The 23,064-nt window shown below is 74.6% G+C and carries 25 protein-coding genes and 1 pseudogene; 10 read left to right on the top strand and 16 right to left on the bottom strand.

The features are described 5' to 3' along the window. Positions 1 to 28: 28 nt before the first annotated feature. Positions 29 to 1,114 carry a DUF3626 domain-containing protein gene (locus CO540_RS03685; RefSeq protein ID WP_253866429.1) on the bottom strand — a complete coding sequence of 362 codons (1,086 nt, stop codon included), beginning with the start codon at positions 1,112 to 1,114 and terminating at the stop codon, positions 29 to 31. 97 nt (positions 1,115 to 1,211) lie between these two features. After that, positions 1,212 to 2,315 (bottom strand): annotated as a pseudogene (rho, locus tag CO540_RS03680) (transcription termination factor Rho); the annotation flags it as partial. 289 nt (positions 2,316 to 2,604) lie between these two features. Between rho and CO540_RS03675 the strand changes: the two are divergent. The 4 genes from CO540_RS03675 to CO540_RS30735 are packed head-to-tail and all read left to right on the top strand — an operon-like array spanning position 2,605 to position 4,809. Then, positions 2,605 to 3,465 carry an MEDS domain-containing protein gene (locus CO540_RS03675; RefSeq protein WP_172967782.1) on the top strand — a complete coding sequence of 287 codons (861 nt, stop codon included), beginning with the start codon at positions 2,605 to 2,607 and terminating at the stop codon, positions 3,463 to 3,465. Next, positions 3,462 to 4,403, top strand: coding sequence for a sensor histidine kinase (locus CO540_RS03670; RefSeq protein ID WP_099160905.1), 942 nt, complete (start codon positions 3,462 to 3,464; stop codon positions 4,401 to 4,403). Before CO540_RS03675 ends, CO540_RS03670 begins: the two co-directional genes overlap by 4 nt. Next, positions 4,400 to 4,576, top strand: coding sequence for a hypothetical protein (locus tag CO540_RS30740; protein WP_253866427.1), 177 nt, complete (start codon positions 4,400 to 4,402; stop codon positions 4,574 to 4,576). Before CO540_RS03670 ends, CO540_RS30740 begins: the two co-directional genes overlap by 4 nt. After that, positions 4,570 to 4,809 (top strand): TrmO family methyltransferase, encoded by a 240-nt coding sequence (locus tag CO540_RS30735; protein WP_253866425.1) that lies wholly within the window; start codon positions 4,570 to 4,572, stop codon positions 4,807 to 4,809. The genes CO540_RS30740 and CO540_RS30735 overlap by 7 nt, the downstream gene beginning before the upstream one ends. 10 nt (positions 4,810 to 4,819) lie before the next feature. Here CO540_RS30735 and CO540_RS03660 read toward each other — a convergent pair whose 3' ends face one another. Continuing rightward, positions 4,820 to 5,449, bottom strand: coding sequence for an MBL fold metallo-hydrolase (locus CO540_RS03660; protein ID WP_099160904.1), 630 nt, complete (start codon positions 5,447 to 5,449; stop codon positions 4,820 to 4,822). Beyond that, a complete protein-coding gene (locus CO540_RS03655; protein WP_098744780.1) occupies positions 5,446 to 6,534 on the bottom strand; it encodes an S-(hydroxymethyl)mycothiol dehydrogenase in 1,089 nt (362 codons plus the stop codon). The genes CO540_RS03660 and CO540_RS03655 overlap by 4 nt, the downstream gene beginning before the upstream one ends. 131 nt (positions 6,535 to 6,665) lie before the next feature. Between CO540_RS03655 and CO540_RS03650 the strand changes: the two genes are divergently transcribed. Further along, positions 6,666 to 7,079 (top strand): hypothetical protein, encoded by a 414-nt coding sequence (locus CO540_RS03650; protein WP_099160903.1) that lies wholly within the window; start codon positions 6,666 to 6,668, stop codon positions 7,077 to 7,079. 4 nt (positions 7,080 to 7,083) lie between these two features. Here CO540_RS03650 and CO540_RS03645 read toward each other — a convergent pair whose 3' ends face one another. The 5 genes from CO540_RS03645 to CO540_RS03625 form a co-directional block, all read right to left on the bottom strand. Continuing rightward, positions 7,084 to 8,361 (bottom strand): nitrate/nitrite transporter, encoded by a 1,278-nt coding sequence (locus CO540_RS03645; RefSeq protein WP_099160902.1) that lies wholly within the window; start codon positions 8,359 to 8,361, stop codon positions 7,084 to 7,086. Continuing rightward, entirely contained in the window at positions 8,358 to 9,026 is a 669-nt protein-coding gene (locus CO540_RS03640) for a GntR family transcriptional regulator (RefSeq protein WP_099160901.1), read from the bottom strand. The genes CO540_RS03645 and CO540_RS03640 overlap by 4 nt, the downstream gene beginning before the upstream one ends. Before the next feature lie 74 nt (positions 9,027 to 9,100). Further along, complete coding sequence (locus tag CO540_RS03635) at positions 9,101 to 9,955, bottom strand: alpha/beta fold hydrolase (RefSeq protein WP_099160900.1); 855 nt, start codon at positions 9,953 to 9,955, stop codon at positions 9,101 to 9,103. After that, positions 9,952 to 10,923: an SDR family oxidoreductase gene (locus CO540_RS03630; protein ID WP_253866422.1), complete on the bottom strand. Its 972-nt coding sequence runs from the start codon at positions 10,921 to 10,923 to the stop codon at positions 9,952 to 9,954. Before CO540_RS03630 ends, CO540_RS03635 begins: the two co-directional genes overlap by 4 nt. Beyond that, complete coding sequence (locus CO540_RS03625; RefSeq protein ID WP_099160899.1) at positions 10,916 to 12,415, bottom strand: NAD(P)/FAD-dependent oxidoreductase; 1,500 nt, start codon at positions 12,413 to 12,415, stop codon at positions 10,916 to 10,918. The genes CO540_RS03630 and CO540_RS03625 overlap by 8 nt, the downstream gene beginning before the upstream one ends. 126 nt (positions 12,416 to 12,541) lie before the next feature. Between CO540_RS03625 and CO540_RS03620 the strand changes: the two genes are divergently transcribed. After that, positions 12,542 to 13,219, top strand: coding sequence for a TetR/AcrR family transcriptional regulator (locus tag CO540_RS03620; RefSeq protein WP_099160898.1), 678 nt, complete (start codon positions 12,542 to 12,544; stop codon positions 13,217 to 13,219). On the opposite strand, the gene CO540_RS03615 is transcribed toward CO540_RS03620, so the two are convergent. Together CO540_RS03615 and CO540_RS03610 are read right to left on the bottom strand one after the other, a co-directional pair. Continuing rightward, complete coding sequence (locus CO540_RS03615; protein WP_099164573.1) at positions 13,194 to 13,649, bottom strand: hypothetical protein; 456 nt, start codon at positions 13,647 to 13,649, stop codon at positions 13,194 to 13,196. The two genes, CO540_RS03620 and CO540_RS03615, sit on opposite strands and share 26 nt — an antisense overlap. Continuing rightward, the gene (locus tag CO540_RS03610) at positions 13,649 to 14,125 is read right to left on the bottom strand and encodes a hypothetical protein (protein WP_099160897.1); all 477 of its coding nucleotides are present in this window, start codon (positions 14,123 to 14,125) and stop codon (positions 13,649 to 13,651) included. The genes CO540_RS03615 and CO540_RS03610 overlap by 1 nt, the downstream gene beginning before the upstream one ends. A gap of 43 nt (positions 14,126 to 14,168) precedes the next feature. Between CO540_RS03610 and CO540_RS03605 the strand changes: the two genes are divergently transcribed. Beyond that, positions 14,169 to 15,143, top strand: coding sequence for a YafY family protein (locus CO540_RS03605; RefSeq protein WP_099160896.1), 975 nt, complete (start codon positions 14,169 to 14,171; stop codon positions 15,141 to 15,143). A gap of 106 nt (positions 15,144 to 15,249) precedes the next feature. On the opposite strand, the gene CO540_RS03600 is transcribed toward CO540_RS03605, so the two are convergent. Then, a complete protein-coding gene (locus CO540_RS03600) occupies positions 15,250 to 16,716 on the bottom strand; it encodes a PLP-dependent aminotransferase family protein (protein ID WP_099160895.1) in 1,467 nt (488 codons plus the stop codon). Between the two features lie 29 nt (positions 16,717 to 16,745). Here CO540_RS03600 and CO540_RS03595 point away from each other — a divergent pair, with 29 nt between their 5' ends. Further along, a complete protein-coding gene (locus tag CO540_RS03595) occupies positions 16,746 to 17,357 on the top strand; it encodes a LysE family translocator (RefSeq protein WP_099160894.1) in 612 nt (203 codons plus the stop codon). A gap of 55 nt (positions 17,358 to 17,412) precedes the next feature. On the opposite strand, the gene CO540_RS03590 is transcribed toward CO540_RS03595, so the two are convergent. Further along, the gene (locus tag CO540_RS03590; RefSeq protein ID WP_099160893.1) at positions 17,413 to 17,772 is read right to left on the bottom strand and encodes a hypothetical protein; all 360 of its coding nucleotides are present in this window, start codon (positions 17,770 to 17,772) and stop codon (positions 17,413 to 17,415) included. A gap of 69 nt (positions 17,773 to 17,841) precedes the next feature. Here CO540_RS03590 and CO540_RS03585 point away from each other — a divergent pair, with 69 nt between their 5' ends. Then, positions 17,842 to 18,270, top strand: coding sequence for an archease (locus CO540_RS03585; RefSeq protein WP_099160892.1), 429 nt, complete (start codon positions 17,842 to 17,844; stop codon positions 18,268 to 18,270). A gap of 6 nt (positions 18,271 to 18,276) precedes the next feature. On the opposite strand, the gene CO540_RS03580 is transcribed toward CO540_RS03585, so the two are convergent. Then, positions 18,277 to 19,695, bottom strand: coding sequence for an RtcB family protein (locus CO540_RS03580; protein ID WP_099160891.1), 1,419 nt, complete (start codon positions 19,693 to 19,695; stop codon positions 18,277 to 18,279). Between the two features lie 118 nt (positions 19,696 to 19,813). On the opposite strand from CO540_RS03580, the gene heR reads away from it, so the two are divergent. Then, complete coding sequence (gene heR, locus CO540_RS03575; protein WP_099160890.1) at positions 19,814 to 20,581, top strand: heliorhodopsin HeR; 768 nt, start codon at positions 19,814 to 19,816, stop codon at positions 20,579 to 20,581. A 5-nt stretch (positions 20,582 to 20,586) separates the two neighbouring features. Here the strand turns inward: heR and CO540_RS03570 are convergent, their stop codons facing one another. Both CO540_RS03570 and CO540_RS03565 read right to left on the bottom strand, forming a co-directional pair. Next, on the bottom strand, positions 20,587 to 21,879 hold the full coding sequence (locus CO540_RS03570; RefSeq protein WP_099160889.1) for a GAF domain-containing protein: 1,293 nt from the start codon (positions 21,877 to 21,879) through the stop codon (positions 20,587 to 20,589). Positions 21,880 to 22,033: 154 nt separating this feature from the next. Beyond that, entirely contained in the window at positions 22,034 to 23,041 is a 1,008-nt protein-coding gene (locus tag CO540_RS03565; protein ID WP_099164572.1) for an ABC transporter ATP-binding protein, read from the bottom strand. Positions 23,042 to 23,064: the final 23 nt, after the last annotated feature.

The raw sequence follows: 23,064 nt of genomic DNA, 5'->3' as shown, positions 1-23,064 counted from the left end.
CGGCCCGGCCCGTGCCGGAACGGGACGATCAGGCCGGACGGCCGAACCGGACCAGCACGTGCCAGAGCTGCTTGAGGTGCTGGTGGGTCACCTCGGCCGGCCCGCGGTCGGCCCAGCGCTGCGGCTCGCGTACCAGGGATGCGGCGGCGCGACCGACGAGCGCCGCGTGCAGCGGCTCCCCCGGCCGGGCGAACTCGGCGTGCACGCGGGCGGCCAACGGCGGGATGTCCGGTCCGCGGAACTCGGCGTCGACGTCGTCCACGGCCAGTTCGAAGCCGGCGTGCCAGCGCAGCGCGAAGCCGTGCCGGGCGGCGATCGCGGCCAGCAGCCGTCCCTCGCGGGTGCCGCGGAAGGACGGGTCGCAGACCACGGCCTCGACGTCGCGGGCGAGACTCAGCTCGCCGTGCACCTGCGCCTCGATGTAGTCGTCCAGCGCGCGACCGGCCTGCTCGGACGCCCGTTCACGTCGGCGCAGGAGTGCCCGCAGCAGGGTGCCGGTGTCCATTCCGGCCACCCCCAGGCTGATGCCCGTCCCCTCGGTCGCGGTCAGCAGCGCGGCGAGGACCGGCTCGAAGACGACGGCGGTGCCGACCTCGGTCGGCCCGAGGTGACTGTCGCCGAAGCAGAACGTGGCGCGGGCCAACGCCTCCGGACGCAGCCGCAGGTGACAGGAGCCGAACCGGGGACAGGCGCCGTCCGGATGGTCGAGCAGGTTCAGGCCGCCGTACCTGGGACGCTCGGCGGGGAGCACGCCGGGACGCTGGTACGCGCCGCCGAAGAGCGCGGCTTCCCACACGTCCCGGTCGCCGCCGGGGAACGCGGTCAGCCCACCGTTGCCGATGCCGGTCTCGAACTGGCTGCGGTAGACGCCCTCCTCGTCGAGTGCCTCGGCCACGGTGCGGCCGTCGCGCAGCAGCCGGTCCGGGTGAAAGTTGAGCGTCAGCCGGCCGTGCGCGGTCACCGCCGCGAGGACCTCCTCGTACCGGTAGGACGTGCCCGAACCGGCGAGATGCTTCGCGATGACGGCGAGCGCCGCCGGGCGGTCGCGCATGGCGACGTCACGCACGTGTCGCAGCGCGGCGGACTGGGCTTCGGTCAGGACGGTCCCCGGCACGGCGTCGAGTATCGCCGGCCCGGCGTCCGGGCGGCGAGGGGTTTCTTCCTGGAGTACGGCGGGGCGGTGTACCTCTGCTCCGCCATGGTCGACGATCCTAACCGTGGGCGGCGGCGCCGAGGCGGGCCAGCAGATGCGCGTTGCCGCCGGTGGCCGCGAGTTGGCGCAGCAGCTGATCCAGGCCGGCCTGACGGTCCAGGGTGGACAGCGCAGATCGCAGTGCCCGCAGGCGGTGCCGCTCGACGTCGGTGCAGAGCAGGTCGTCCCGCCGGGTGCCGGAGGCCCGCAGGTCGACGGCCGGGAAGGTCCGCCGGTCGGCGAGCGCGCGGTCCAGCCTCAGCTCGGCGTTGCCGGTGCTCTTGAACTCCTCGAAGATGAGGGTGTCGGCGGCCGAGCCGGTCTCCACCAGGGCCGAGGCCAGGATGGTCAGCGAACCGCCCTCCTCGATCGCGCGGGCCGCGGCGAGCAGCTGCTTGGGCGGGGTCAGCGCGGCCACGTCGACACCGCCGGAGAGCGTACGCCCGGCCGAGCGGACGGTGAGGTTGTAGGCACGACCGAGGCGGGTCAGCGAGTCGAGCAGCACGACCACGTCGTGCCCCAGCTCGACCAGACGCTTCGCCCGCTCGATCGCCAGCTCCGCCACGGTGGTGTGGTCCTGCGGCGGACGGTCGAACGTGGCCGCGACGACCTCGCCCTTCACCGACCGGGACATGTCGGTGACCTCTTCCGGCCGCTCGTCGACCAGCACCACCATCAGGTGGCACTCCGGGTTGTTGCGGGTGATCGCGTCCGCGACCGCCTGCAGCACCATCGTCTTACCGGCCTTCGGCGGCGACACGATCAGCGCCCGCTGACCCTTGCCGATCGGCATCACCAGGTCGATCACCCGGGTGGTCAGGATGTGCGGCTCGGTCTCCAGCCGCAGCCGCTCCCGTGGGTACACCGGCGTGAGCTGGTAGAAGTCGCGCCGCCGGCGGGCCTGCTCCGGCGGCACGCCGTTGATGCCGTCCAGCCGCTCCAAGGGCACCGGCCGGCCCGGACGCGGGGCGGCGAGGACCGTGCCGGTGACCAGGTCACCGCGGCGCAGGCCGTGCCGGCGCAGCTGACCGGCGGCGAGGTGGACGTCGGCGGCGGACGGCAGGTAGCCGTCCACCCGGAGCCACGCGTGCCCGTCGACGATGTCGACGACACCGCTGACGGGACGTGATGCGGAGGTCATGGGGGTTGCCTTTCGGGACCGTGCCGGCCGGTGCGGACGGCAGGGGAAGGAGTGCCTGCGGGAACCCTCCGGGCGGAAAGCCGGGGATGCGACCACGGGCGGAGAGCCGGACAGGACCGGCCACCTGGGGAAGATCGGACGTCGGGCGGCGCCGTGCGCCGGCTTCCGGGTCCACGGGCAGGCTAACCCCTCGGCGGCGCGGCGGGCAAGCGGATCGGCGCCCCGGCGCGGCGTTACAGTGAGGCACGCGTCCACCGGGAAGGCTCGCACCGTGACTGCTACGACCGTGGTCGACCAGGTCGATCTGGGGGACCACGTCTGCTGGATCCACGACGACGACGGAGACGCGCTCGACACGGTCGGCCGTTTCGCCGCCACCGGGCTGCGCCGCGGCCACAAGGTGGTCTGCTTCACCGAGACGTCCACGCCGCAGGCGGTCCGCGCCCGCGTCGACGCCGTCGGCGTGCCGACCGAGGCCGCGGTGGCGGCGGGCCAGCTGCGCATCCTGCCGGCCGTGGAGGCCTTCCTGGCCGGGGGCCGGCCGACCCCGGCCGCCATGGCCGAGGCCGTGCGCGACGAGGTCATCCGGGCCCGGCGGGAGGGCTATCCGGGGATACGCCTCAGCGGCGACATGACGTGGGTGCTGGGCACCGCCGTGAGCCTCGACGAGCTGCGCCGCTACGAGCAGGCGCTCAATCCCCTCTTCCCGGACGGCCGGGTCGCCGGCCTGTGCCTGTACGACCGGCGCCGGTTCCCCGCCGAGCAGTTGCGGATCCTCGCGGCGGCCCACCCGGGCACCGCCGGGCCGCATCCGCCGCGCACCTGGTCCCCGCTGCTGCGCGCGTACCGGACCGGCGACCCGCCCGGCCTGAGGCTGGTGGGGCAGGTGGACCGCAGCAACCGCGACGCGTTCATCGCGCTGCTCGCCGACCTGACCGCCGGGGAACGCGCGCCGGCCGGGCCGCCGGTGCTGGACCTGACCGACATGAGCTTCGCCGACGCCGGCGCCGCCACCGAGCTGGCCCGGGCCGACCGGGCCAGCCACACCGGCATCCGGCTGGTCGGCTGCCGGCCGGCGCTGCACCGGCTGCTGCACGTGCTGGGCGGCGTGACCTCCGGGGCCCCGGCATGAGCGCGCCGACCGCTGTGGGGCTGCGGCACGAGCTGTCGTTCTACACCGACGCCGCGAGCCTGCTGGCGGTCGCGGTGCCGTTCGTCCATGAGGGACTGGCGGCCGGTGAGCCGGTGCTGGTGGCCGCGCCGGCGCCCCGGCTGGCGTTGCTGCGCGCCGCGCTCGGGCCGGCCGCGGACACGGTCGGATGGGCCGACATGGGCGAGGCCGGGCGCAACCCGGGACGGATCATCCCCTGGGTGCTCCAGGCGTTCGCCGACCGGCATCCCGGCCGGCGGGTGCGGGTCATCGGCGAGCCGATCTGGGCCGGACGCTCGGTGGAGGAGTACCCGGCCTGCGCCCAGCACGAGGCCGCGATCAACGGGGCCCTGGCGGACCGGGCGATGACCGTCCTGTGCCCGTACGACGCCGGCCGGCTCGAGCCGGGGGTGCTCGCGGAGGCCCGCTGCACCCATCCGACGCTCGTGGAGCGTGGTGGGCGCCGCCGCGTCGCCGGGTACGCGCCGGCGGAGGTGATCGCGCGGCACAACCGACCGCTGCCCGCACCCGACGGGCCGGTGTCGGTGCTCCGCTACACCCTGGACACGCTGCCGGAGGTCCGCCGCTTCGTCGCCGGGCACGCGAGCGCCGGCGGGCTGGACGCGGACCGGGTGGCCGACCTGCAGATCGCGGTCACCGAGCTGGCCACCAACAGCATCGCCCACGCCGCCGGCTCGGGGACGCTGCGGTTCTGGCTCACCGACCGGCACGTGGTGTGCGAGGTCCACGACGACGGCCGGCTGTCCGACCCGCTGGCCGGTCGGCTCGCTCCCGGGCACGACGGCATCGGCGGGCGCGGCCTGGTCATCGTGCACGCCCTGTGCGACCTGGTGCGGGTGCACACCGGGGTCGCCGGCACCACCGTCCGGCTGCACCTGCGGAGAGGGGACACCGCGTGACGACGCCCGCACACCTGCTCCGCCCGGTCGGCCGGGTGGAGTCGTCGTTGACCGATCCGGCCACCGCGCCCTGTCAGGGCGACGAGGGCGCGCCGCAGGCGTGGCTGGTGTTCGACGAGGCGTACCTCCCGGCGCTGGCGGGCCTGCGCCCGGGGCGGAGGTGCTGGTGCTGACCTGGCTGGACCGGGCCCGGCGGGACGTCCTCACGGTGCACCCGCGCGGTGACGTCACCCGCGCGGAGGCCGGGGTGTTCGCCACCCGCTCGCCGCACCGCCCCAACCCGGTCGGCGTGCACCGGGTACGCCTGCTCGAGGTGACCGGCGCCCGGGTGCGGGTGGACGCGTTGGAGGCGCTGGACGGCACGCCCGTCGTCGACCTCAAGCCGGTGCTCGACGGGGAACGCTGAGCCGCCCGGCTCAGTGGCCCCGGGCGATCCACTCCTGAAGGTGCGGCGCCTCGGCGCCGACGGTGGTGTCGTCGCCGTGCCCGGTGTGCACCACCGTCTCCGGCGGCAGGGTGAGCAGCCGGGTGCGGATGGACTCGACGATGGCGCCGAAATCGCTGTAGGAACGGCCGGTGGCGCCGGGACCGCCGGCGAACAGGGTGTCGCCGGTGAAGACCGCGCCCAGCTCCGGGGCGTACAGGCTGCACGCTCCCGGGCTGTGGCCGGGCGTGTGCAGGACCCGCAGCGTGGCCCCGCCGACGGTGACGGTCTGCCCGTCGGTGAGGTCGCCGTCCGGTGGCGTGTCCGGGTGTACCTGGTCCCACAGCACCCGGTCGGCCGGGTGCAGCAGGACCGGCGCGCCGGTGGCCCGGGCCAGCTCGGGAGCGACCCGGACGTGGTCGTCGTGGGCGTGGGTGGCCAGGATCGCCAGCACGCGGCGGTCGCCGACCAGCGCGCGGATCGCGGCCACGTCGTGCGGCGCGTCGACGACGACGCACTCGGTGTCGTCGCCGATCACCCAGACGTTGTTGTCCACGTCGAAGGTCTGCCCGTCCAGGGAGAACGTGCCGGACGTGACGGCGTGGTCGACGTGGGCGGTCACGGGAAGACCACCACCGAGCGCAGCACGTCGCCGTGGTGCATCCGGGTGAACGCCTCCTCGACCTGGTCCAGCGCGATCTCCTCGGTGACGAACGCGTCCAGGTCCAGCCGGCCCTGCCGGTACAGCTCGGTGAGCATCGGGAAGTCGCGGCTGGGCAGGCAGTCGCCGTACCAGCTGGACTTGAGCGCGCCGCCGCGCCCGAACACGTCGAGCAGCGGCAGGTCGACGGTCATCTCCGGGGTGGGCACACCGACCAGCACGACCGTGCCGGCGAGGTCGCGCGCGTAGAAGGCCTGCTTCCAGGTCTCCGGGCGGCCGACCGCGTCGATCACCACGTCGGCGCCGAATCCGCCGGTGGCGGCGCGGATCGCCTCGACCGGGTCGTCCTCGGAGGCGTTGACGGTGTGGGTGGCGCCGAACCGGCGCGCCCAGTCGAGCTTGCGGGAGTCGGTGTCCACCGCGACGATCGTGGTCGCGCCGGCCAGGGCCGCGCCGGCCACCGCGGCGTCGCCGACGCCGCCGCAGCCGATCACCGCGACGGAGTCGCCCCGGGTCACCCCGCCGGTGTTCATGGCCGCGCCGAGGCCGGCCATCACGCCGCAGCCGAGCAGGCCGACGGCGGCGGGCCGGGCCGACGGGTCGACCTTGGTGCACTGGCCGGCGTGCACGAGCGTCTTCTCGGCGAACGCGCCGATACCGAGCGCGGGCGACAGCTCGGTGCCGTCGGTCAGGGTCATCTTCTGCGCCGCGTTGTGGGTGGCGAAGCAGTACCAGGGGCGGCCGCGCCGGCAGGCTCGGCACTGCCCGCAGACCGCCCGCCAGTTGAGCACCACGAAGTCGCCGGGGGCCACGTCGGTGACGCCGTCGCCCACCTGCTCGACGATGCCGGCGGCCTCGTGGCCGAGCAGGAACGGGTAGTCGTCGTTGATGCCGCCCTCGCGGTAGTGCAGGTCGGTGTGGCACACGCCGCAGGACTGGACGCGGACCACCGCCTCGCCCGGCCCCGGGTCGGGCACCACGATCGTGGTGACCTCCACGGGCGCGCCCTTGCGCCGCGACACGACTCCCCGGACTTCCTGGCTCACGGTCGTCTCCTTCGTTCAGGTCCTGTGCCGAACCTACCGCCGATCATCGCCGGCGGCCCGGCGCCGACCGGCGGAATGCCCCGCCCGTCACCGGGTACCCGCGGGGCCCGCACCTCGGACAAGGAGTGATCATGAGGTTGACGCACGCCCCGCTGCGCATCGCCATCGGCGCGTACATCCTGAACTCCGGGCTCTCCAAGCGGAACCTGGAGGGCGAGGCCGCGGCGGGGATGCACGGAATGGCGGTCGGCGCGCTGCCGCAGCTGCGCCAGATCCCGCCGGACCGGTTCGCCATGGTGCTGTCCCGCGCCGAGACGGCGCTGGGCGTGGCCTTGCTGGCGCCGTTCGTGCCGTCGCTGCTGGTCGGCGCCGGGCTGACCGCGTTCGGCGCCGGGCTGGTGCAGCTCTACCTCAAGACGCCCGGCATGCGGGAGGGCACCAGCCTGCGCCCCAGCCAGGCGGGCATCGGGCTGGCCAAGGACGTGTGGCTGGTCGGCGCGGGCCTGACGCTGGTGCTGGACTCGCTCACCCGCCGGCGACGCTGACCCCTCAGGCCGGCACCGGCACCGCGGCGCGTTCGGCGACCAGCCGGCGGCGGGCGGCGTTGCGGTAACGCAGCACCTGCACCGCGCCGAGCGCCCAGAGCAGGTACTGCACGGCGAACGCCCAGCGGAACGCGGACAGCGGCGGGGTGCCGGCGCCGGCCGGGGTGGCCAGGTCGAGCACCACGCCGACGGCGAGGATCAGCACGATCGACGCGACGAACCCGCCGACGTTGACGATCCCGGTGGCGCTGCCGATGCGGTGCACCGGGTTGAACGTCCGGGCGTAGTCGAACCCGATCACCGAGCCGGGGCCGTTGACCGCGAGGACCACCACCAGCGCCACCAGCAGCCCGTGCGGCGCGCGGCCGGGCCAGGCCAGCACCACCGCCCAGACGGCGGCGGTGGCGGCGGTGATGGTGAAGACCACCACCGAGCGGTGGAACGGGTGCCGGGCGCACAGGTGCGCCACCACCGGGCCGCACGCCAGGGTCACCAGCGTCATCAGGGTGAGCAGCCCGGCCGCCGCGGTGGGTGAGAAGCCCTGCGCCTGCACGAGGAACGGGTACCCCCACAGCAGCGCGAACACCGCGCCGGAGAACTGGGTGACGAAGTGCGTCCACAGGCCCAGGCGGGTGCCGGGCTGCGCCCAGGCGTCGGCCAGCTGCCGGCGCACGGTGGCCAGGTCGGGGGCGAGCGCGGTGGTGTGCTCGGCGTGCGGGGTGTCGCGGACCGCGACGAGGACGAACAGCAGCACGGTGGCGCCGAGCGCCGCCGCGGTGAGGAACGCCGGGGTCCAGCCCGCGTGGTGCAGCAGCGCCACCAGGGGTACGGCGCCGAGCACCGCGCCGAGCTGGCCGATGGTGCCGGTGAGCTGCACCAGCAGCGGGTTGCGCCGGCCGGGGAACCAGAACGCCACGATCCGCAGCACGCTGATGAACGTCATCGCGTCGCCGAGGCCGACCAGCACCCGGGCCGCGACCGCGAGGCGCACGTCGGTGGCGACGGCAAACACGAGCTGCCCGGCCACCATCAGCGCGGCGCCGGCCAGCAGCAGCCGGCGCGAGCCGTAACGGTCCAGCAGCACCCCGACCGGGACCTGCATGGCCGCGTAGACGGCGAGCTGGGCGACGGAGAAGGTGGCCAGCGCGGCGGCGTTGATGTGGAAACGGTCCGCCGCGTCGACCCCGGTGACGCCGAGCGAGCTGCGGTGGAACACGGCGGCCACGTACGCGGTCACGGCCACCGCGTAGATCAGGGCGGCCGGCCGGCGGGCGACGCTCACCGCAACGCCCCGAGCATGGTCGCGGCGGTGTCGATGTGGCCGGCGACGGCGTCGCGCCACGCCTGCGGGTCGTCGCCGTCGAGCGCGGCGAGCTGGCCGGCGTGCTCGGCCAGGGCGACCTCGGCCCAGCCGGGCGAGAGCCGGAAGCTGGCCTCGCCCATCCGCAACTGCCGGTCGCGCAGCCGGTGGTAGAGCTCGGCCAGGATCTCGTTGCCGGCCGCCTCCACGACGGCCGCGTGGAAGGCCCGGTCGGCGGCCATCAGCGCGGTGAGGTCGCCGGCGGCGTGCGCCCGGCGCATCTCGTCGAGCCGGCGGGCCAGGTCGGCGCGGAGCGCGGCGCGACGCGGCCAGACCCGCTCGGCGGCGTGCAGCTCGACGAGGCGGCGGGCCTCGACGACGTCGGCGATCTCCCGGGCGGAGACCGGTCGGATCAACGCGCCCCGCTTCGGGTAGAGCCGGACCAGGCCCTCGGACTCCAGCCGCAGCAGCGCCTCCCGCACCGGGGTGCGGGAGACCCCGGTGGCCTCGGCGATCTCGCCCTCGCTGACCAGCTGGCCACCCGGGTAGACCTGTTCCAGGATCGCCTGCTTGAGGTGCCGGTAGGCCCGCTCGGCGGCGGACGGGACGGCGGGGCGCGCGCCGGCGACCGGGCTGGGATGCGTCATGTATCTATGATGCGCCGCCGCGAGCCGGCGGGTGCCGCCGGCACCGGGGAGCGTGGCGCGGGCCACGCGACGGGTCAGCCGGCCGGGTCGCCCGTCCAGAGATCCCGCAGCAGGCTCTCCACCTCGGCGGTGCGCTCGATCTGCGGCATGTGCCCGGTGTCGCGAAACAGGTGGCTGCGCGCCCGGGGCAGCCGGCTCCGCGCGTACCCGAGGTGCGCGGCGGGCAGGATCAGGTCACGGTCGCCCCAGACGAGCAGGGTGGGCAGGTCCAGCGCGGCGACCGCGTCGAGCAGTTCGGCGCGCCACTGCGGGCGCACCCCGCGCCAGGTGCCCAGGTCACGCACCAGCTCGCGCATCACCCGGGCGGCGTGCGGCTGCCGGGCCACCGCGAGCGCGGCGGCGATCCGCTCCTCGGTGACGTACGCCGGGTCGACGAAGATGGCCCGCTCGGTGCGGCGGGCGATCGCCGGGTGCGGGCGCAGCAGCAGCCGGGCCAGCGGGGGTACCGCGAGCAGTCGCAGCGCGACGGTCACCTCTTGGCCGAAGCCGGCGCTGTTGAGCAACGCCAGGCTGGCCGCCCGGTGCGGCGCGTCGACGGCCAGGCGCATGGCCACCGCCCCGCCGAGGGAGTTGCCGACCAGATGGGCCGGGCCGGTGACGCCGGCCGCGTCCAGGAACCCGGCCACCGCCGCCGCGAGCGCCGGCAGCGTGTGCGTCCCGTCCAGCGGGGCGGAGCCGCCGTGCCCGGGCAGGTCGACGGCGAGCACGCGGTGGTCCCGGGCCAGCGCCGTGTGCAGCGCGGTGAAGTCGTCGAGCGTGCGGCCGATGCCGTGCAGCAGCAGCACCGGCGGGCCGTCGCCGGTGATCCGGCAGCGCATCCGCCGCCCGTCGACGGCGCGTTCGTCGGCCGGCGGCAGCGCGACGGTCACGCCGGCCGTCCGGGCTCCGCAGCGGCCGTCCCGGCCGTGGTCGGGTCGGTGGCGGCCGTCCCGGCCGGGGTCGGGTCGCTGGCGGCCGTCCCGGCCGGGGTCGGGTCGCTGGCGGGCGGGCGCGGTGCCGGCACGCGGGCCGGACGCGGGCGCATGCCCAGGGCCAGCACCCTGCCGTACCCGGCGGGCGCGATCCGGGCGAGCAGGTCGGGCAGCTTCGCCGACCAGCCGATCAGCACCCGGCCGCGGCGCCGCCGCGCACCGCGCAGGATCACCTCGGCGGCGGTCGCCGGGTCGATGGTGAGCAGCTTCTCGAACTGCCGGCGGCCGACCTCGTACTCCTCGACGGAGACGCCGCTGCCGACCCGGGCGCTGGCGGCGATCCGGGTCCGGATGCCGCCCGGGTGCACCGAGGTGACGCCGATGCCGTCGTCAACCAGCTCGTGCCGCAGCGCCTCGGTGAAGCCGCGCACGGCGAACTTGCTCGCCGCGTACGCGGCCTGTCCGGCCGGGGCGATGAGGCCGAACAGGCTGGAGACGTTGACCAGGTGGGAACCCGGTTCGGCCTTGAGCGCGGGCAGCAGCGCGTGGGTCAACCGCACCACCGCCCGAAAGTTGATCTCGATGACCCAGAGGAACTCCTCCAGCGTCACCTGGTCGAACCGGCCGCCCAGCGCGACGCCGGCGTTGTTGACCAACAGCCGGATCCGGGGATGCGCGCGGTGGATCTCCGCGGCCACCCGGTCGGTGGCGTCGGCGTCGGCGAGGTCGACCATGTGGGTCTGGACCCGCCGGTCGGGGTGGGCGGCCCGGATCGCCGCGACGACCGTCGCCAGGCCGTCGGCGTCCCGGTCGAGCAGGACCAGGTCCGCGCCGCGCCGGGCCAGCCCGTGGGCCAGCGCCGCGCCGATGCCGCTCGCGGCGCCGGTGAGCACCGCCGTGCCGCCGGCGAACTCCAGGTCACGCATCGGTTCCTCCCGAGGTCGCCACCGCCGCGGCGGCCGGCGTGCCGGCCCGGGCGAACCGTACGCCGTCGGTCAGCGGACCGTGCCGCATCAGCCGTACGTCCCGGGGGTAGTTCTGGTGCAGCCGCCACGGCGCCTGCGGGCCCTGCTTGGGCAGCTGGTCGACGGCGCGCAGCACGTACCCGGACTTCAGGTCGATGATCGGCTCCAGGTCGTCGGTGTCCGGGGCGAGCGGGGTGACGATCTGCTGGCCGGTGTCGTCGAGGTGCCGCAGCAGCCGGCAGACGTAGGTGGCGACCAGGTCGGCCTTCAACGTCCAGGAGGCGTTGGTGTAGCCGATCGTCATGGCGAAGTTGGGCACCCCGGAGAGCATCATGCCCTTGTAGGCGATCGTCCGGGCCAGGTCGACCTCGGCGCCGTCGACCACCAGCGTCATGCCGCCGAGCGCGAGCAGGTTGAGGCCGGTGGCGGTGACCACGACGTCGGCCGGCAGCTCCGTGCCGGAGGCGAGCCGGATGCCGTGTTCGGTGAACGTGTCGATGGTGTCGGTCACCACGGACGCGCGGCCGGCGCTCAGCGCGGCGAACAGGTCCCCGTCGGGCACCACGCAGAGCCGCTGGTCCCAGGGGTCGTAGCGGGGTGAGAAGTGCCGGTCGACGTCGTAGCCGACCGGGAGGCGACCCTTGGCGGCCCGCCGCAGGAACCGCTTCACCACGGTGGGGGCGCGGCGGCTGAGCTGGAAGTTGGCCACCCCGAGCGTGACGTTCTTCCAGCGCGCCACCGCGTACGCGGCCTTCGGGGGCAGCCAGCGCCGGGCGGCGTCGGCGAACGGGTCGCGCGAGGGCAGCGCGATGACGTACGTGGGTGAGCGCTGGAGCATGGTGACGTGCGCGGCCCGCTCGGCCATCGCCGGTACCAGGGTGACCGCGGTGGCGCCGCTGCCGATCACGACCACCCGCCTGCCGGCGTAGTCCAGGTCGTCGGGCCAGTGCTGCGGGTGCACGAGTGTGCCGGCGTAGCGCTCGACGCCGGGGAACCGGGGCGTGTAGCCCTCGTCGTAGCGGTAGTAGCCGGAGTTGGTGAACAGGAACCCGCAGGTGAGCGTCACATCCTCGCCGGTGTCGTCGCGGTGCGCGTGCACGGTCCAGCGGGCGGTGGCGCTGTCCCACTCGGCGCGTACCACCCGGTGCCGGAAGCGGATGTGCCGCTCCACGTCGTACTCGCGGGCGGTCTGCCGGACGTACGCCCGGATCGAGTCGCCGTCGGCGATGGCCTTCGGGTCGGTCCACGGCTTGAACGAGTAGCCGAGGGTGTACATGTCGGAGTCGGAGCGGATGCCCGGGTAGCGGAACAGGTCCCACGTGCCGCCGATGGCGTCCCGGGCCTCCAGCACCGCGTAGGTCTTGCCGGGACACTCGCGTCCCAGGTGGACGGCGGCCCCGATGCCGGACAGGCCGGCACCGACGATGAGGACGTCGACGTGGTCGGAGGCCATGGCTTCTCCCGTTCTCCCCGCGGTTCTCCCGGCGGTGGACCGGACACTATCCACCGCCGTCGAGGCCAGTCAACACCCTGTCGAGTCGATTCGACAGGGTGTTGAGCGGGTGTAGCATCGGCCGACATGACCAGTGCGCGCACGCCGACCGGGGCCGTACCGCGCGGGCGGCGGGCCGGCCGGTCCACCGGTGACGACCGGGAGACGGCGATCCTGGCCACCGCCGAGCGGCTGCTGCGCGAGCGCCCGTTCGGCGACATCTCCATCGACGACCTGGCCCGGGGCGCCGGCATCTCCCGCCCGACGTTCTACTTCTACTTCCCGTCCAAGGACGCGGTGCTGCTCACCCTGCTCGACCGGGTGACGGAGGAGGCGAACGCCGCCGCCGGCGACGTGCTCGACCGCCTCGCCGACGACCCGCGCGCCCGCTGGCGGGAGCTGATCGCCCGGTTCCACGCCACCTTCGGCGGCCACCGGGACGTGGTGCTGGCCTGCGCCCAGGTGCGCGGCACCAACGCGGAGGTACGGCGGCTCTGGGCCGAGGTCCTGGAACGCTGGGTCCGCGCGGTGCAGGCCGCGATCGAGGTGGAACGCGCGCGCGGCGCGGCCCCGGACGGGTTGCCCGCCCGGGACCTCGCCATCGCGCTCAACTCGATGAACGAACGGGTCTGGTACGCGACCTTCGCCGGCGACGGCCCGGCCGTGGCCGAGCGGGACGTGGTCGACGTGCTGCTCGACGTCTGGCTGACCGCGATCTACCGGACCACCACGCCACCGGTCAGGCCGCCCGCCGAAACTCCATGATCCAGTTGGTCTCCCAGGTGCGCTCGCCGTCGGTGGAGAACGCCTGCTCCCAGCGGCAGGAGGTCGGGGTGATCGCCGACCAGAGGAACCGGCAGCGCACCGGCCGCCCCTCGTCGCTGTCGTCGGCGTAGAACGTGCCGACGCCGTCGGTGAACCGGCCGACCACCGGCGGCTGCTCCAGCACCCCGCGCCGGCTGTTCATCCACCAGATCGACCAGAGCCCGGTCGCCGGGTCGAGCAGCCGCACGGTGGAGCCCGAGAAGCCCCGGGTCGGGAAGCGGATCTCGTCGAAGCTGCCGGCGCCGTCGAAGAACGAGCGCGCCTCGCTGGTGCCGGGGAACTCGTCCCAGTCGTCGCCGCCGACGTGGCGCTCCCGCAACCGCCGGTTGGTCACGTCCCAGGCGCCGACGAAGAAGTCGAAGTCGCCCATCAGCACCCCACCGGCCCCTCGGCGCGGGCGTCGGCCAGGTAGCCGGCCAGATCGGGTGTGTCCGGCGCGAGCACGTGCCGGATCCAGGCGGTCCGCTCGTGCTCCAGCACGCCCAGCTCCCAGACGCAGCCCACGCCGGGCCGGTCCAGGTCGACGAAGTGCGCCGGGTCGTCGTCCGGGCACTCCAGCGCGGGCTGCCCGGCGATCGCGATGCGGCACTGGACGACGTTGTCGAAGAACCAGCTGTACGCCAGCAGGTACGCCCCGGTGTCCGCGCCCCGGTGCAGCACCACCCAGCTCGCCGGCGGGGTGGTGGGGTCCGGCGCGGGCAACAGGGACGGCAGGTACGCGTGGGCGGCGTCGACCACCCGCGCCTCGAGCCGACGGTCCGGCTGGTCGATGTGGTAGCGCTTGACGTGCCGACCGGCGACCTCGACGGTTCCCGGCACGGTCAGTTCCTTGTCGTGGAAAGCCATGGCCGCACGCTAGGACCACTCCCCTGACAGCTACTGTCAGCGGATGCGGGCCAGTCGACTCCTGTCCATCCTGCTGCTCCTGCAGGCGCACGGCCGACTCACCGCCGCCGACCTGGCCGCCCGTCTGGAGGTGTCGGTCCGCACGATCTACCGGGACGTGGAGGCGCTGCACGCCGCCGGCATCCCGCTCTACGGCGAGGCGGGGCACGACGGCGGTTACCGGCTGGTGGAGGGCTGGCGGACCCGGCTGACCGGCCTGACCGCCGAGGAGGCCGACCGGCTGCTCTTCGCCGGGCTCCCCGGTCCGGCCGCCGAGTTGGGCTACCAGTCGGTTGTGGCCGCCGTGCAGCTCAAGGTGCGTGCCGCGCTCCCGACCCCGCTGGCCGACCGGGCCGCGCGGCTGGAGCAGCGGTTCCACCTGGACACGCCGGGCTGGTACTCCGACGGCGACCCCTCGCCGCACCTGGCCGAGGCCGCCGAGGCGGTGTGGCGGGAGCACCGGATCCGGGTGCGTTACCGCGGCTGGCGGGGCGAGGTGACGCGGGTGCTCGAACCGTACGGCCTGGTGCTCAAGGGCGGCCGCTGGTACGTGGTCGCCGCCCGGCCGGACCGTGCCGAGCCGGCCACCTACCGGGTCAACCAGATCCTCGACCTCACCCCGCTCGACGAACCGTTCGACCGGCCCGAGTTCGACCTGCCGGCCTGGTGGCGGGCGCACGTGGTCGCGTTCCGGGCCGGCCTGCACCGGGACGAGGCCGCCGTACGGCTCTCGCCACGCGGGTTCGCGCGGCTGCGTGAGGTCGGCAGCGACGTGGTGATCGCCGCCGCCGAGGCGAGCGCCGGCCCGCCCGACGAGGCGGGCTGGGTGCGGGCGGTGATTCCCATCGAGTCGCTGACCCACGCGCACGGCGACCTGCTCCGCCTCGGCGCCGAGGTGGAGGTCCTCTCCCCCGAGCCGCTGCGCCGCCGCCTGACCGAAACCGCAGCCGCCCTGACCGCCCTCTACCCCTCCCCCTGACCCACCCCAGCTCGTTGATCAAGGAGTTTGCGTCCTCTCGGGCGCCGGAACTCGACGCAAACTCCTTGATCGACGGGCGAGGGACGGGGGTGGGTGGGGTGGGTGCTCAGGGGAGGCAGTGGGCCAGGGTGGCCACGGCGCGGTCGATCTCCGAGGGGGCGGTGGCGGCGTAGCCGAGGACCAGGCCGGGCGGCTGCGGACGCTGGCCGTGCCAGGACAGCGGCTGCACCTTGACCCCCCGGCGCAACGCCTTGGCCGCCAGCGCGACGTCGTCCACCGGGCCGGGCAGCGTGACCAGCAGATGCAGGCCGGCGGCGGCGCCGTGCACCACCGCGCCGGGCAGGTGGGCCCGGACCGCCCGGATCATCGCGTCGCGGCGGCGTACGTGCCGGTGCCGCAGCATCCGCAGGTGCCGCTCCATCGCGCCCGACTCCATCAGCTCGGCCAGCACGAGCTGCGGCAGCGCGGCGTTGCCGAGATCCGCCATCCGCTTGGCCGCCACCACGTCGGCGTGCAGCCGGGGCGGCACCAGCATCCAACCGATCCGCAGCGCCGGCGCCAGCAGCTTGGAGACACTGCCGGTATAGCAGACCCGGTCCGGCAGCATGCCGCGCAACGCCGGCACCGGCGGTCGGTCGTAGCGGTGCTCGGCGTCGTAGTCGTCCTCCACCACCAGGCCGCCGTCGCGGGCCCAGGCCAGCAGCCGGCGACGCCGCTCGCCGTCGAGCACCACCCCGGTCGGGAACTGGTGCGCCGGGGTCAGCAGCACGGCCGGGGCCCCGGTGGCCGCCAGCAGGTCGACCCGCAGGCCCTGGTCGTCCACCGGCACCGGGGGGATCGCCAGCCCCCAGTTGGCCAGGTGCTGCCGGACGCCGAGCGACCCGGGATCCTCCACCGCGACCGTGTGCACGCCGTGGGCGTGCAGCACCTGGGCGAGCAGCCCGAGCGCCTGCGACACCCCGGCGACGACCACCACCTCGGCCGGGTCGACCCGGATGCCCCGGTTGCGGGCCAGCCAGTTGGCGACCGCGAGCCGCAGCGCCGGCGTGCCGGTCGGGTCACCGTAGCCGAGGGCGGCGGGCGTCAGCCGGTCCAGCACGGTCCGCTCGGCGCGCAGCCAGGCCGCGCGGGGAAAGGCCGCCAGATCCGGTACGCCGGGCGTCAGGTCCACCTCCGCCGGCGCCGCCCGCAGCGCGTCGAACACTTCGACGCCCGGCCGGCCGGTGAACACCTGCGGCGGGCGGCGCGGCGTGGGCGGCCGGCTCACCACGGCGGCCGGGGTGGCCACCACGACCGTCCCGGCCCGGCCCCGGCCGGCCACGTGGCCGTCCTCGCCCAACCGCTGGTAGGCCTCGGTGACCACGCCCCGGGAGACGCCCAGCTCACCGGCGAGCACCCGGGTGGCCGGCAGCCGTGTGCCCACCGGCACCCGGCCGTCGGCGATGGCGGCCCGCAGCCGGGCGGCCAGCCAGTCCGCTCGGCCGCCCGGCGGCGCCTGGCCGATGTCCAGCTGAAGGAAGTCGGCACCGGCCGTTATGGACCCCTCCGACGTGGTGTCTTTGGCCCTGCCCATGGGGCCATTATGGCCGCAGGCTGGACGGCATGAGTATCGCCTTTCTGCTGACCACGCTGGTCGTGGTGATCACCCCCGGAACCGGGGTGGTGCACACGATCGCCTCCGCGGTCGCCGCCGGACGCCGGGCCGGTCTCGTCGCCGCCGCCGGCTGCACGCTCAGCCTCGTCCCGCACCTGATCGCCGCGGTGACCGGTCTGGCCGCCCTGCTGCGCGCCGGCACCCCGGCGTTCCGGGTGGTGACCTGGCTGGGCGTGGCATACCTGCTCTGGATGGCCTGGTCGGCGCTGCGCGAACGCGGACCGCTGGTGGTGGACGGTGAACGGGCGCCCCGCAAGGCGGCGACCGTGTTCCGTGACGGGGTGCTGCTGAACCTGCTGAACCCGAAGGTCACGGTCTTCTTCGTGGCGTTCCTGCCCCAGTTCGTGCCCCCGGACGCCCCCGCCGCCCCCGCCCGCATGCTGCTCTGCGGCCTGGTGTTCATGCTGGTCACGCTGGTGGTCTTCGCCGGGTACGCGCTCCTGGCCGGCGCGCTGCGCCGGCGTGTGCTGTCCCGACCTCGGCTCACCGCGCTGCTGCGACACGGCTTCGCGGGCAGCTTCCTCGCGCTGGGTCTCGGCCTGGCCCTCACCGCACGGTAGGCGCCCGCGGGCGAGGCGGAATGACGGCGCGTGGCGGGGGTGCGCTGCCGGCGGGTCAGGCCGTAGGCCGGTCCGGGTCGTCGGCGCCCATGATCTCGTCGAACTCGGTCGGGCTGATCTCGCCGGTGCGCAGCCGGCGGGCGTTGGCGGCGAAGCGGGCCAGCGCGGCGCCGCGCGGATCGGGCGGGGTGAGCGGGCCGGCGACGGCCGACGCGGGCGGGTCGGTGTCGTCGACCGGCTCGGCGTGCAGCTCGCGCAGCGCGTCGGCCAGTCGCGCGTCGGCGGTGCCCCACCACCGTCGCGCCAGCTCGACGGTGCGACCGAGGGAGTCCTCCCCCACCCGCTCGGCCCGCAGCTCGGCGCGCATCATGCGCAGGAAGACCACGGTCACGGCATCGGAGTCGTCGGCGATCACGGGCGCAGCCTAACCGCCCGGTACGACGAAACCCCGGCCGCCTCCGCCCGGCGGCGCGATGATCGGGACATGGCGCACCGACCGGCCCGGGGACATCGCTGCGTGCCGCACACCGCCGACGTCCGGATCGAGGCGTGGGCGCCGGATCGGGAGGGCTGCGTGGCCGAGGCGGTGGCGGCGCTCGTCGACACGTTCGTGGACACCGCCTCGGCGACGGCGACCGGGTCCTCGGAGTTCCGGGTGCCGCCGGCCCACGACGGTGACCTGCTGGTCGGCGTCCTCGACGAGGTGATCTTCCGGATGGAGACCGAGGGCGAGCTGCCGCTCGGCACGGAGGTCCATCCGGCCGCCGACGGCGGCCTCGTGGTGCGGTGGCGCACCACCGGCACGGACGCGGTCGAGCTGGTCGGCGCCGTGCCGAAGGCGGTGTCGCTGCACGAGCTGCGGTTCGGCCCGGCGCCGGGCGGCTGGGAGTGCGCGGTGACGCTGGACGTGTGAGCCCGCTCAGCCCTTGACCACGCCGAGCGGGACCAGCCGGGCCACCTTCGCGCACAGGCCGGCTCCCTCGGCCACGGCCACCACGGCGGCCACGTCCTTGTACGCCTCCGGCATCTCCTCGGCCAGGCCGCGCCGGGACGCCCCACGCACCTCGACGTCCCGCGCCGCCAGCTCGCGCCGCGGGTCGTGCCCGCGTACCGCCCGACTCGCCTGGGTGCGGCTGCGGACGCGACCCGCGCCGTGGCAGGTCGAGGCCCAGGCCGGCGCGTCCGGCACGCCGGTGAGGACGTACGAGGCGGTGCCCATCGAGCCCGGGATGAGCACCGGCTGGCCCACCGGACGCAGATCCTCGGGCAGGTCGGGATGGCCGGGCGGCAGGGCCCGGGTGGCCCCCTTGCGGTGTACGCAGAGCCGGCGCGACGTCCCGTCCACCTTGTGCTCCTCGATCTTGGCGAGGTTGTGCGAGACGTCGTACACCAGGTCGAGGTCGCAGCCGACGACCCGGGCGAAGACCTGGCGCGCGGCGTGGGCCAGCAGCTGCCGGTTGGCCCGCGCGTAGTTGGCCGCCGCCGCCATCGCCCCCAGGTACGCCCGCCCCTCGGGTGAGGTGACCGGCGCGCAGGCCAGCTGCCGGTCCGGCACGTCGATGCCGTACCCGGGCATCACGCCCTCCATGGCCCGCACGTGGTCGGTGCAGATCTGGTGGCCCAGTCCGCGTGAACCACAGTGGATCATCACGCACACCTGCCCGGCGCGTAGCCCGAACGCGGCGGCGACCGGCTCGTCGTAGACCTCCTCGACGGCCTGCACCTCCAGGAAGTGGTTGCCCGAGCCGAGGCTGCCGACCTGGCCGGCGCCGCGCTCGACCGCCCGCGCGCTGACCTGGGCGGGATCGGCGTCGGCGACCGCGCCCCGGTCCTCGCAGCGGTCCAGGTCCCGGGGCACGCCGAAGCCGCGCGCGACCGCGTACCGGGAGCCGCCGCGCAGCACCGCGTCCAACTCGGCCCGGTCGCCCAGGTGCCACACCGCGCCGCGGCCCATGCCGCGCGGGGTGGACTCCCCGAGTCCGTCCATGAGCGCGGCCAGCCGGGGGCGCAGGGCCGCCCGGTCCAGGTCCGCGGTGAGCAGCCGCACCCCGCAGGAGATGTCGAAGCCGACGCCGCCGGGCGAGACCACACCACCGGCCGCCACGTCGGTGGCCGCCACCCCGCCGATCGGGAAACCGTAGCCCCAGTGCACGTCCGGCATGGCGTACGAGGCGCCGACGATGCCGGGCAGCGTGGCCACGTTCGCGACCTGCTCCAGGGACCGGTCCGACCCGGCGTCGGGCAGCAGCGCGGGCGAGGCGTACACCACGCCCGGTACCCGCATCTCCTCGCGCCGGTCGATCCGGAACCGGTACGGCGACTCCTCGACCAGGTCCATGGTCGGCCGGCTACCCGCCCCCCGGACCGCTACACGCAGGTTCGCGTCACCTCTTCCGCGTGACCGGCCCGAGCGGAATGCCGGTGGGTGGCCACCCGGGCTGCCTAAGGTGACGCCCATGGGGCATCACGCCGAGGCGAGCGGGAGCCGCTACCGGCGGTTGCGTGTCGTCAACGTGCTCGTCGGTTCGCTGCTGGCCGCCGAAGCGGTCTGGATGTGGGCGGCCAGCAACGACCTGTCCCTGCCGGTGACCGCGTCGTACCTGACGGCGGACCCGGTGACCCTGCGGGACGCCACCGTCCCGGACGTGGCCTTCCGGATCGCCGTCGGACCGGCGGTGGCGGTGTTCCTGCTGCTCGCCGCGGTCGACCACGTCGTGACCGCCGCCCCACGGGTGCACCGCTGGTACGAACGCAACCTGGATCGGCGGGCCAACTACGCGCGATGGATCGAGTACTCGGTCAGCGCGTCGATCATGATCGTGCTGATCGGTCTGTTCGTCGGGATCCGTGATCTCGCGGCGGTGATCGGGATCTTCGCCGCGAACACCGCGATGATCCTGTTCGGTCTCCTGATGGAGCGGCAGCAGACACCGGGCCGTGCCGACTGGAGCGCGTTCTGGTTCGGTTCGCTGGTCGGCGCGGCGCCCTGGCTCGCGATCGCCGTCTACGTCGCCCAGCCGCCGGAGATTCCCGGTTTCGTGTGGGCGATCATCATCGTGCAGTTCCTGCTCTTCGCGAGCTTCGCGGTCAACATGGTGCTGCAGTACACCCGGCGCGGCCGGTGGCGGGACTACCGCTACGGCGAGGTCTCGTACATCGTGCTCAGCCTGGCGGCCAAGTCCGCGCTGGCCTGGCTCATCTACGCCAACGTGCTCCGCAGCTGAGGTCGTCAGCGGTTGAGGTAGCCGGCGAGGCCGCCGAGTTCCTCGCTGGCGATGAACACCGACCGGACGTGGAGAATCGCCTCCTCGACGTGGATCGGGCAGCCCCACGCCGAGTCGCCCCACGAATCGGCGACCTTGATCTCGGCCGCGGCGGTGCATCCCGGGTCCCCGCCGAGCTGGCAACGCTCGGGGCGTGGCCGGGCGGCCTGCGCGGCGGCGGCGGCACGCATTCGGGCCGCGAGTTCCGCGGCAGTGGCGGCGCGCCGCTCGGCCTCGCCGCGCAGTTCCCGCTCCGCACGCACCGCCTCGGCCAGCTGGTCGTGGGCGGCTCTGGCGCGGGCCTCGGCGGCCACCTTCGCCTGTTCGATGTGGTGGCGTTCGATGGCCAGGGCCGCGGTGCCGGTGAAGACCTGGATCAGGGCGAGATCCGTGTCCTTCGGGATCCGCGGCGTGCGGTGGTAGATGGCGAAGGTGCCCAGCAGGCTGCCGTCGCGCGCCAGGATCGGTGTCGACCAGCAGGCGGCCAGCCCCGCCCGCTCGGCGAGCCCACGGAAGTCGTCCCAGAACGGATCGGCGGCGATGTCGGTGACGATGACCGGTTCGCGCCGGTGGGCGGCCGTGCCACAGGAGCCCACGCCCTCGCCGGCGGCGATCCCGTCGATGGCCTGGTTGTAGAAGTCGGGCAGGCTCGGCGCGGCGCCGTGGCGCAGGTGCCGGCCGTCGGGGTCGGCGAGCAGAACGGAGACGAGCACCTCCTGCGGCGCCAGGTTCTCGATGCAGCGGGCCATGCCGTCGAGCACCTCGGGCAGGGGCGCCTGGCGGGCGATCTGCTCCAGCAGGGCACGGTGCTCGGCCATCAGCCGCTGGGCGTGCTTGACCTGGGTGGTCTCCACGCCGATCACCCGGATCCCGGTCACGGCGCCGTCGGCGTCGTGACGCGGCTCGTAGGTGAAGTCGAAGAATGCCTCCCGCGCCTGTGCGCCGTCGCCGAGCACGACCCGGGCGTCCCGACCGGTGTAGGGCTCTCCCGTGCGGTAGACCTCGTCCAACAGCGCGAGGAAGCCCTGTTCCGCCAACTCGGGCATCAACTCGACGATGGCCACCCCGGTGCGCGCCCGCTCCTCACCGATGGTGGCGAAGAACGCCGGATTCGCTGCCTCCACCACGTGCGTGGGTCCGGCGAGCGCGGCGAAGACGGCGATGGACTGCCCGAACAGCTGCCGCAGATCGTCCTGCGCGGCATGGCCCGCGTTCGGTCGAGTCGCCGGAGCGGGTCGCTGGCCTGGTACCGCCGTCATGCTGTGGTTCCCTCTCAGTACGGCCGGGTCCAACCGGGGACGGCTCACTGCGGTGACGGTCGCCAGCGTACGGGGAAGGCGGGGAGCCCACCCGACCGCCGGTCCGCGCCCCGCCGTGAGCCCTCGCCCGACCGCGGTCGCCTCCCGACCCGGGTCAGGTGCGTCCGGCCTCCACCGCGTCGAGCGGTGGTCCGCTCTCCGGGTGGTGGCAGGCGGTGAGTTGGGTGCCGCCGTCGCGGGTGGTCAGGGCGGGTGTTTCGGTGGCGCAGCGGTCGGTGGCTTTCCAGCAGCGGGTGCGGAAGCGGCAGCCGCTGGGTGGGTCCAGGGGGGTGGGGACGTCGCCGGTGAGGCGGATGCGGCCGGCGGGGCCGAGGGTGGTGACGTCGGGGATGGCCGAGAGCAGGGCGCGGGTGTAGGGGTGTTGGGGGCGGGTGTAGATGGTGTCGCGGTCGCCGATCTCGACGATGGTGCCGAGGTACATGACGGCGACGCGGTGGCAGAAGTGGCGGACCACGGCGAGGTCGTGGGCGATGAACACGAACGCCAGGTCGAGGTCGCGTTGCAGGTCGCGCAGGAGGTTGATGACCTGGGCCTGGATGGACACGTCGAGGGCGCTCACGGGTTCGTCGGCGACGATGAGCTTGGGTTGCAGGGCCAGGGCGCGGGCGATGCCGATGCGTTGGCGTTGCCCGCCGGAGAACTCGTGCGGGTAGCGGTTGTAGTGCTCGGGGTTGAGGCCGACCAGTTCCAGCAGTTCCTGCACGCGTTTCTTGACGCCGCCGGGTGGGGTGATGTTGTTGACCTGCAGCGGCATGGCCACGATCCGCCCGACGGTGTGGCGGGGGTTCAACGACGCGTACGGGTCCTGGAAGATGATCTGCAGGTCCTGGCGCAGCGGCCCCAACGCGCCCCGGCGGGCGTGGGTGATGTCCCGCCCGGCGAAGGTGATGCTGCCGGCGGTGGGTTCCAACAGCCGCACCAGCATCCGCCCGGTCGTGGTCTTCCCACACCCCGACTCGCCCACCAGACCGAGGGTCTCGCCGGGGCGGACGTCGAAGTCCAGCCCGTCGACCGCCCGCACCGCGGCCCTGCCCCGCAGCCCCTGCCGCACCGGGAAGTGCTTGGTCAACCCCCGCACCGACAACAGCGGCTCAGCCGCGATCCGGGCGGCGCCGCCCGGATCGC

It is taken from the genome of Micromonospora sp. WMMA2032 (assembly GCF_002688545.1).
Lineage (GTDB): Bacteria > Actinomycetota > Actinomycetes > Mycobacteriales > Micromonosporaceae > Micromonospora > Micromonospora sediminicola.
This window is presented reverse-complemented; position numbering and strand designations above follow the sequence as displayed.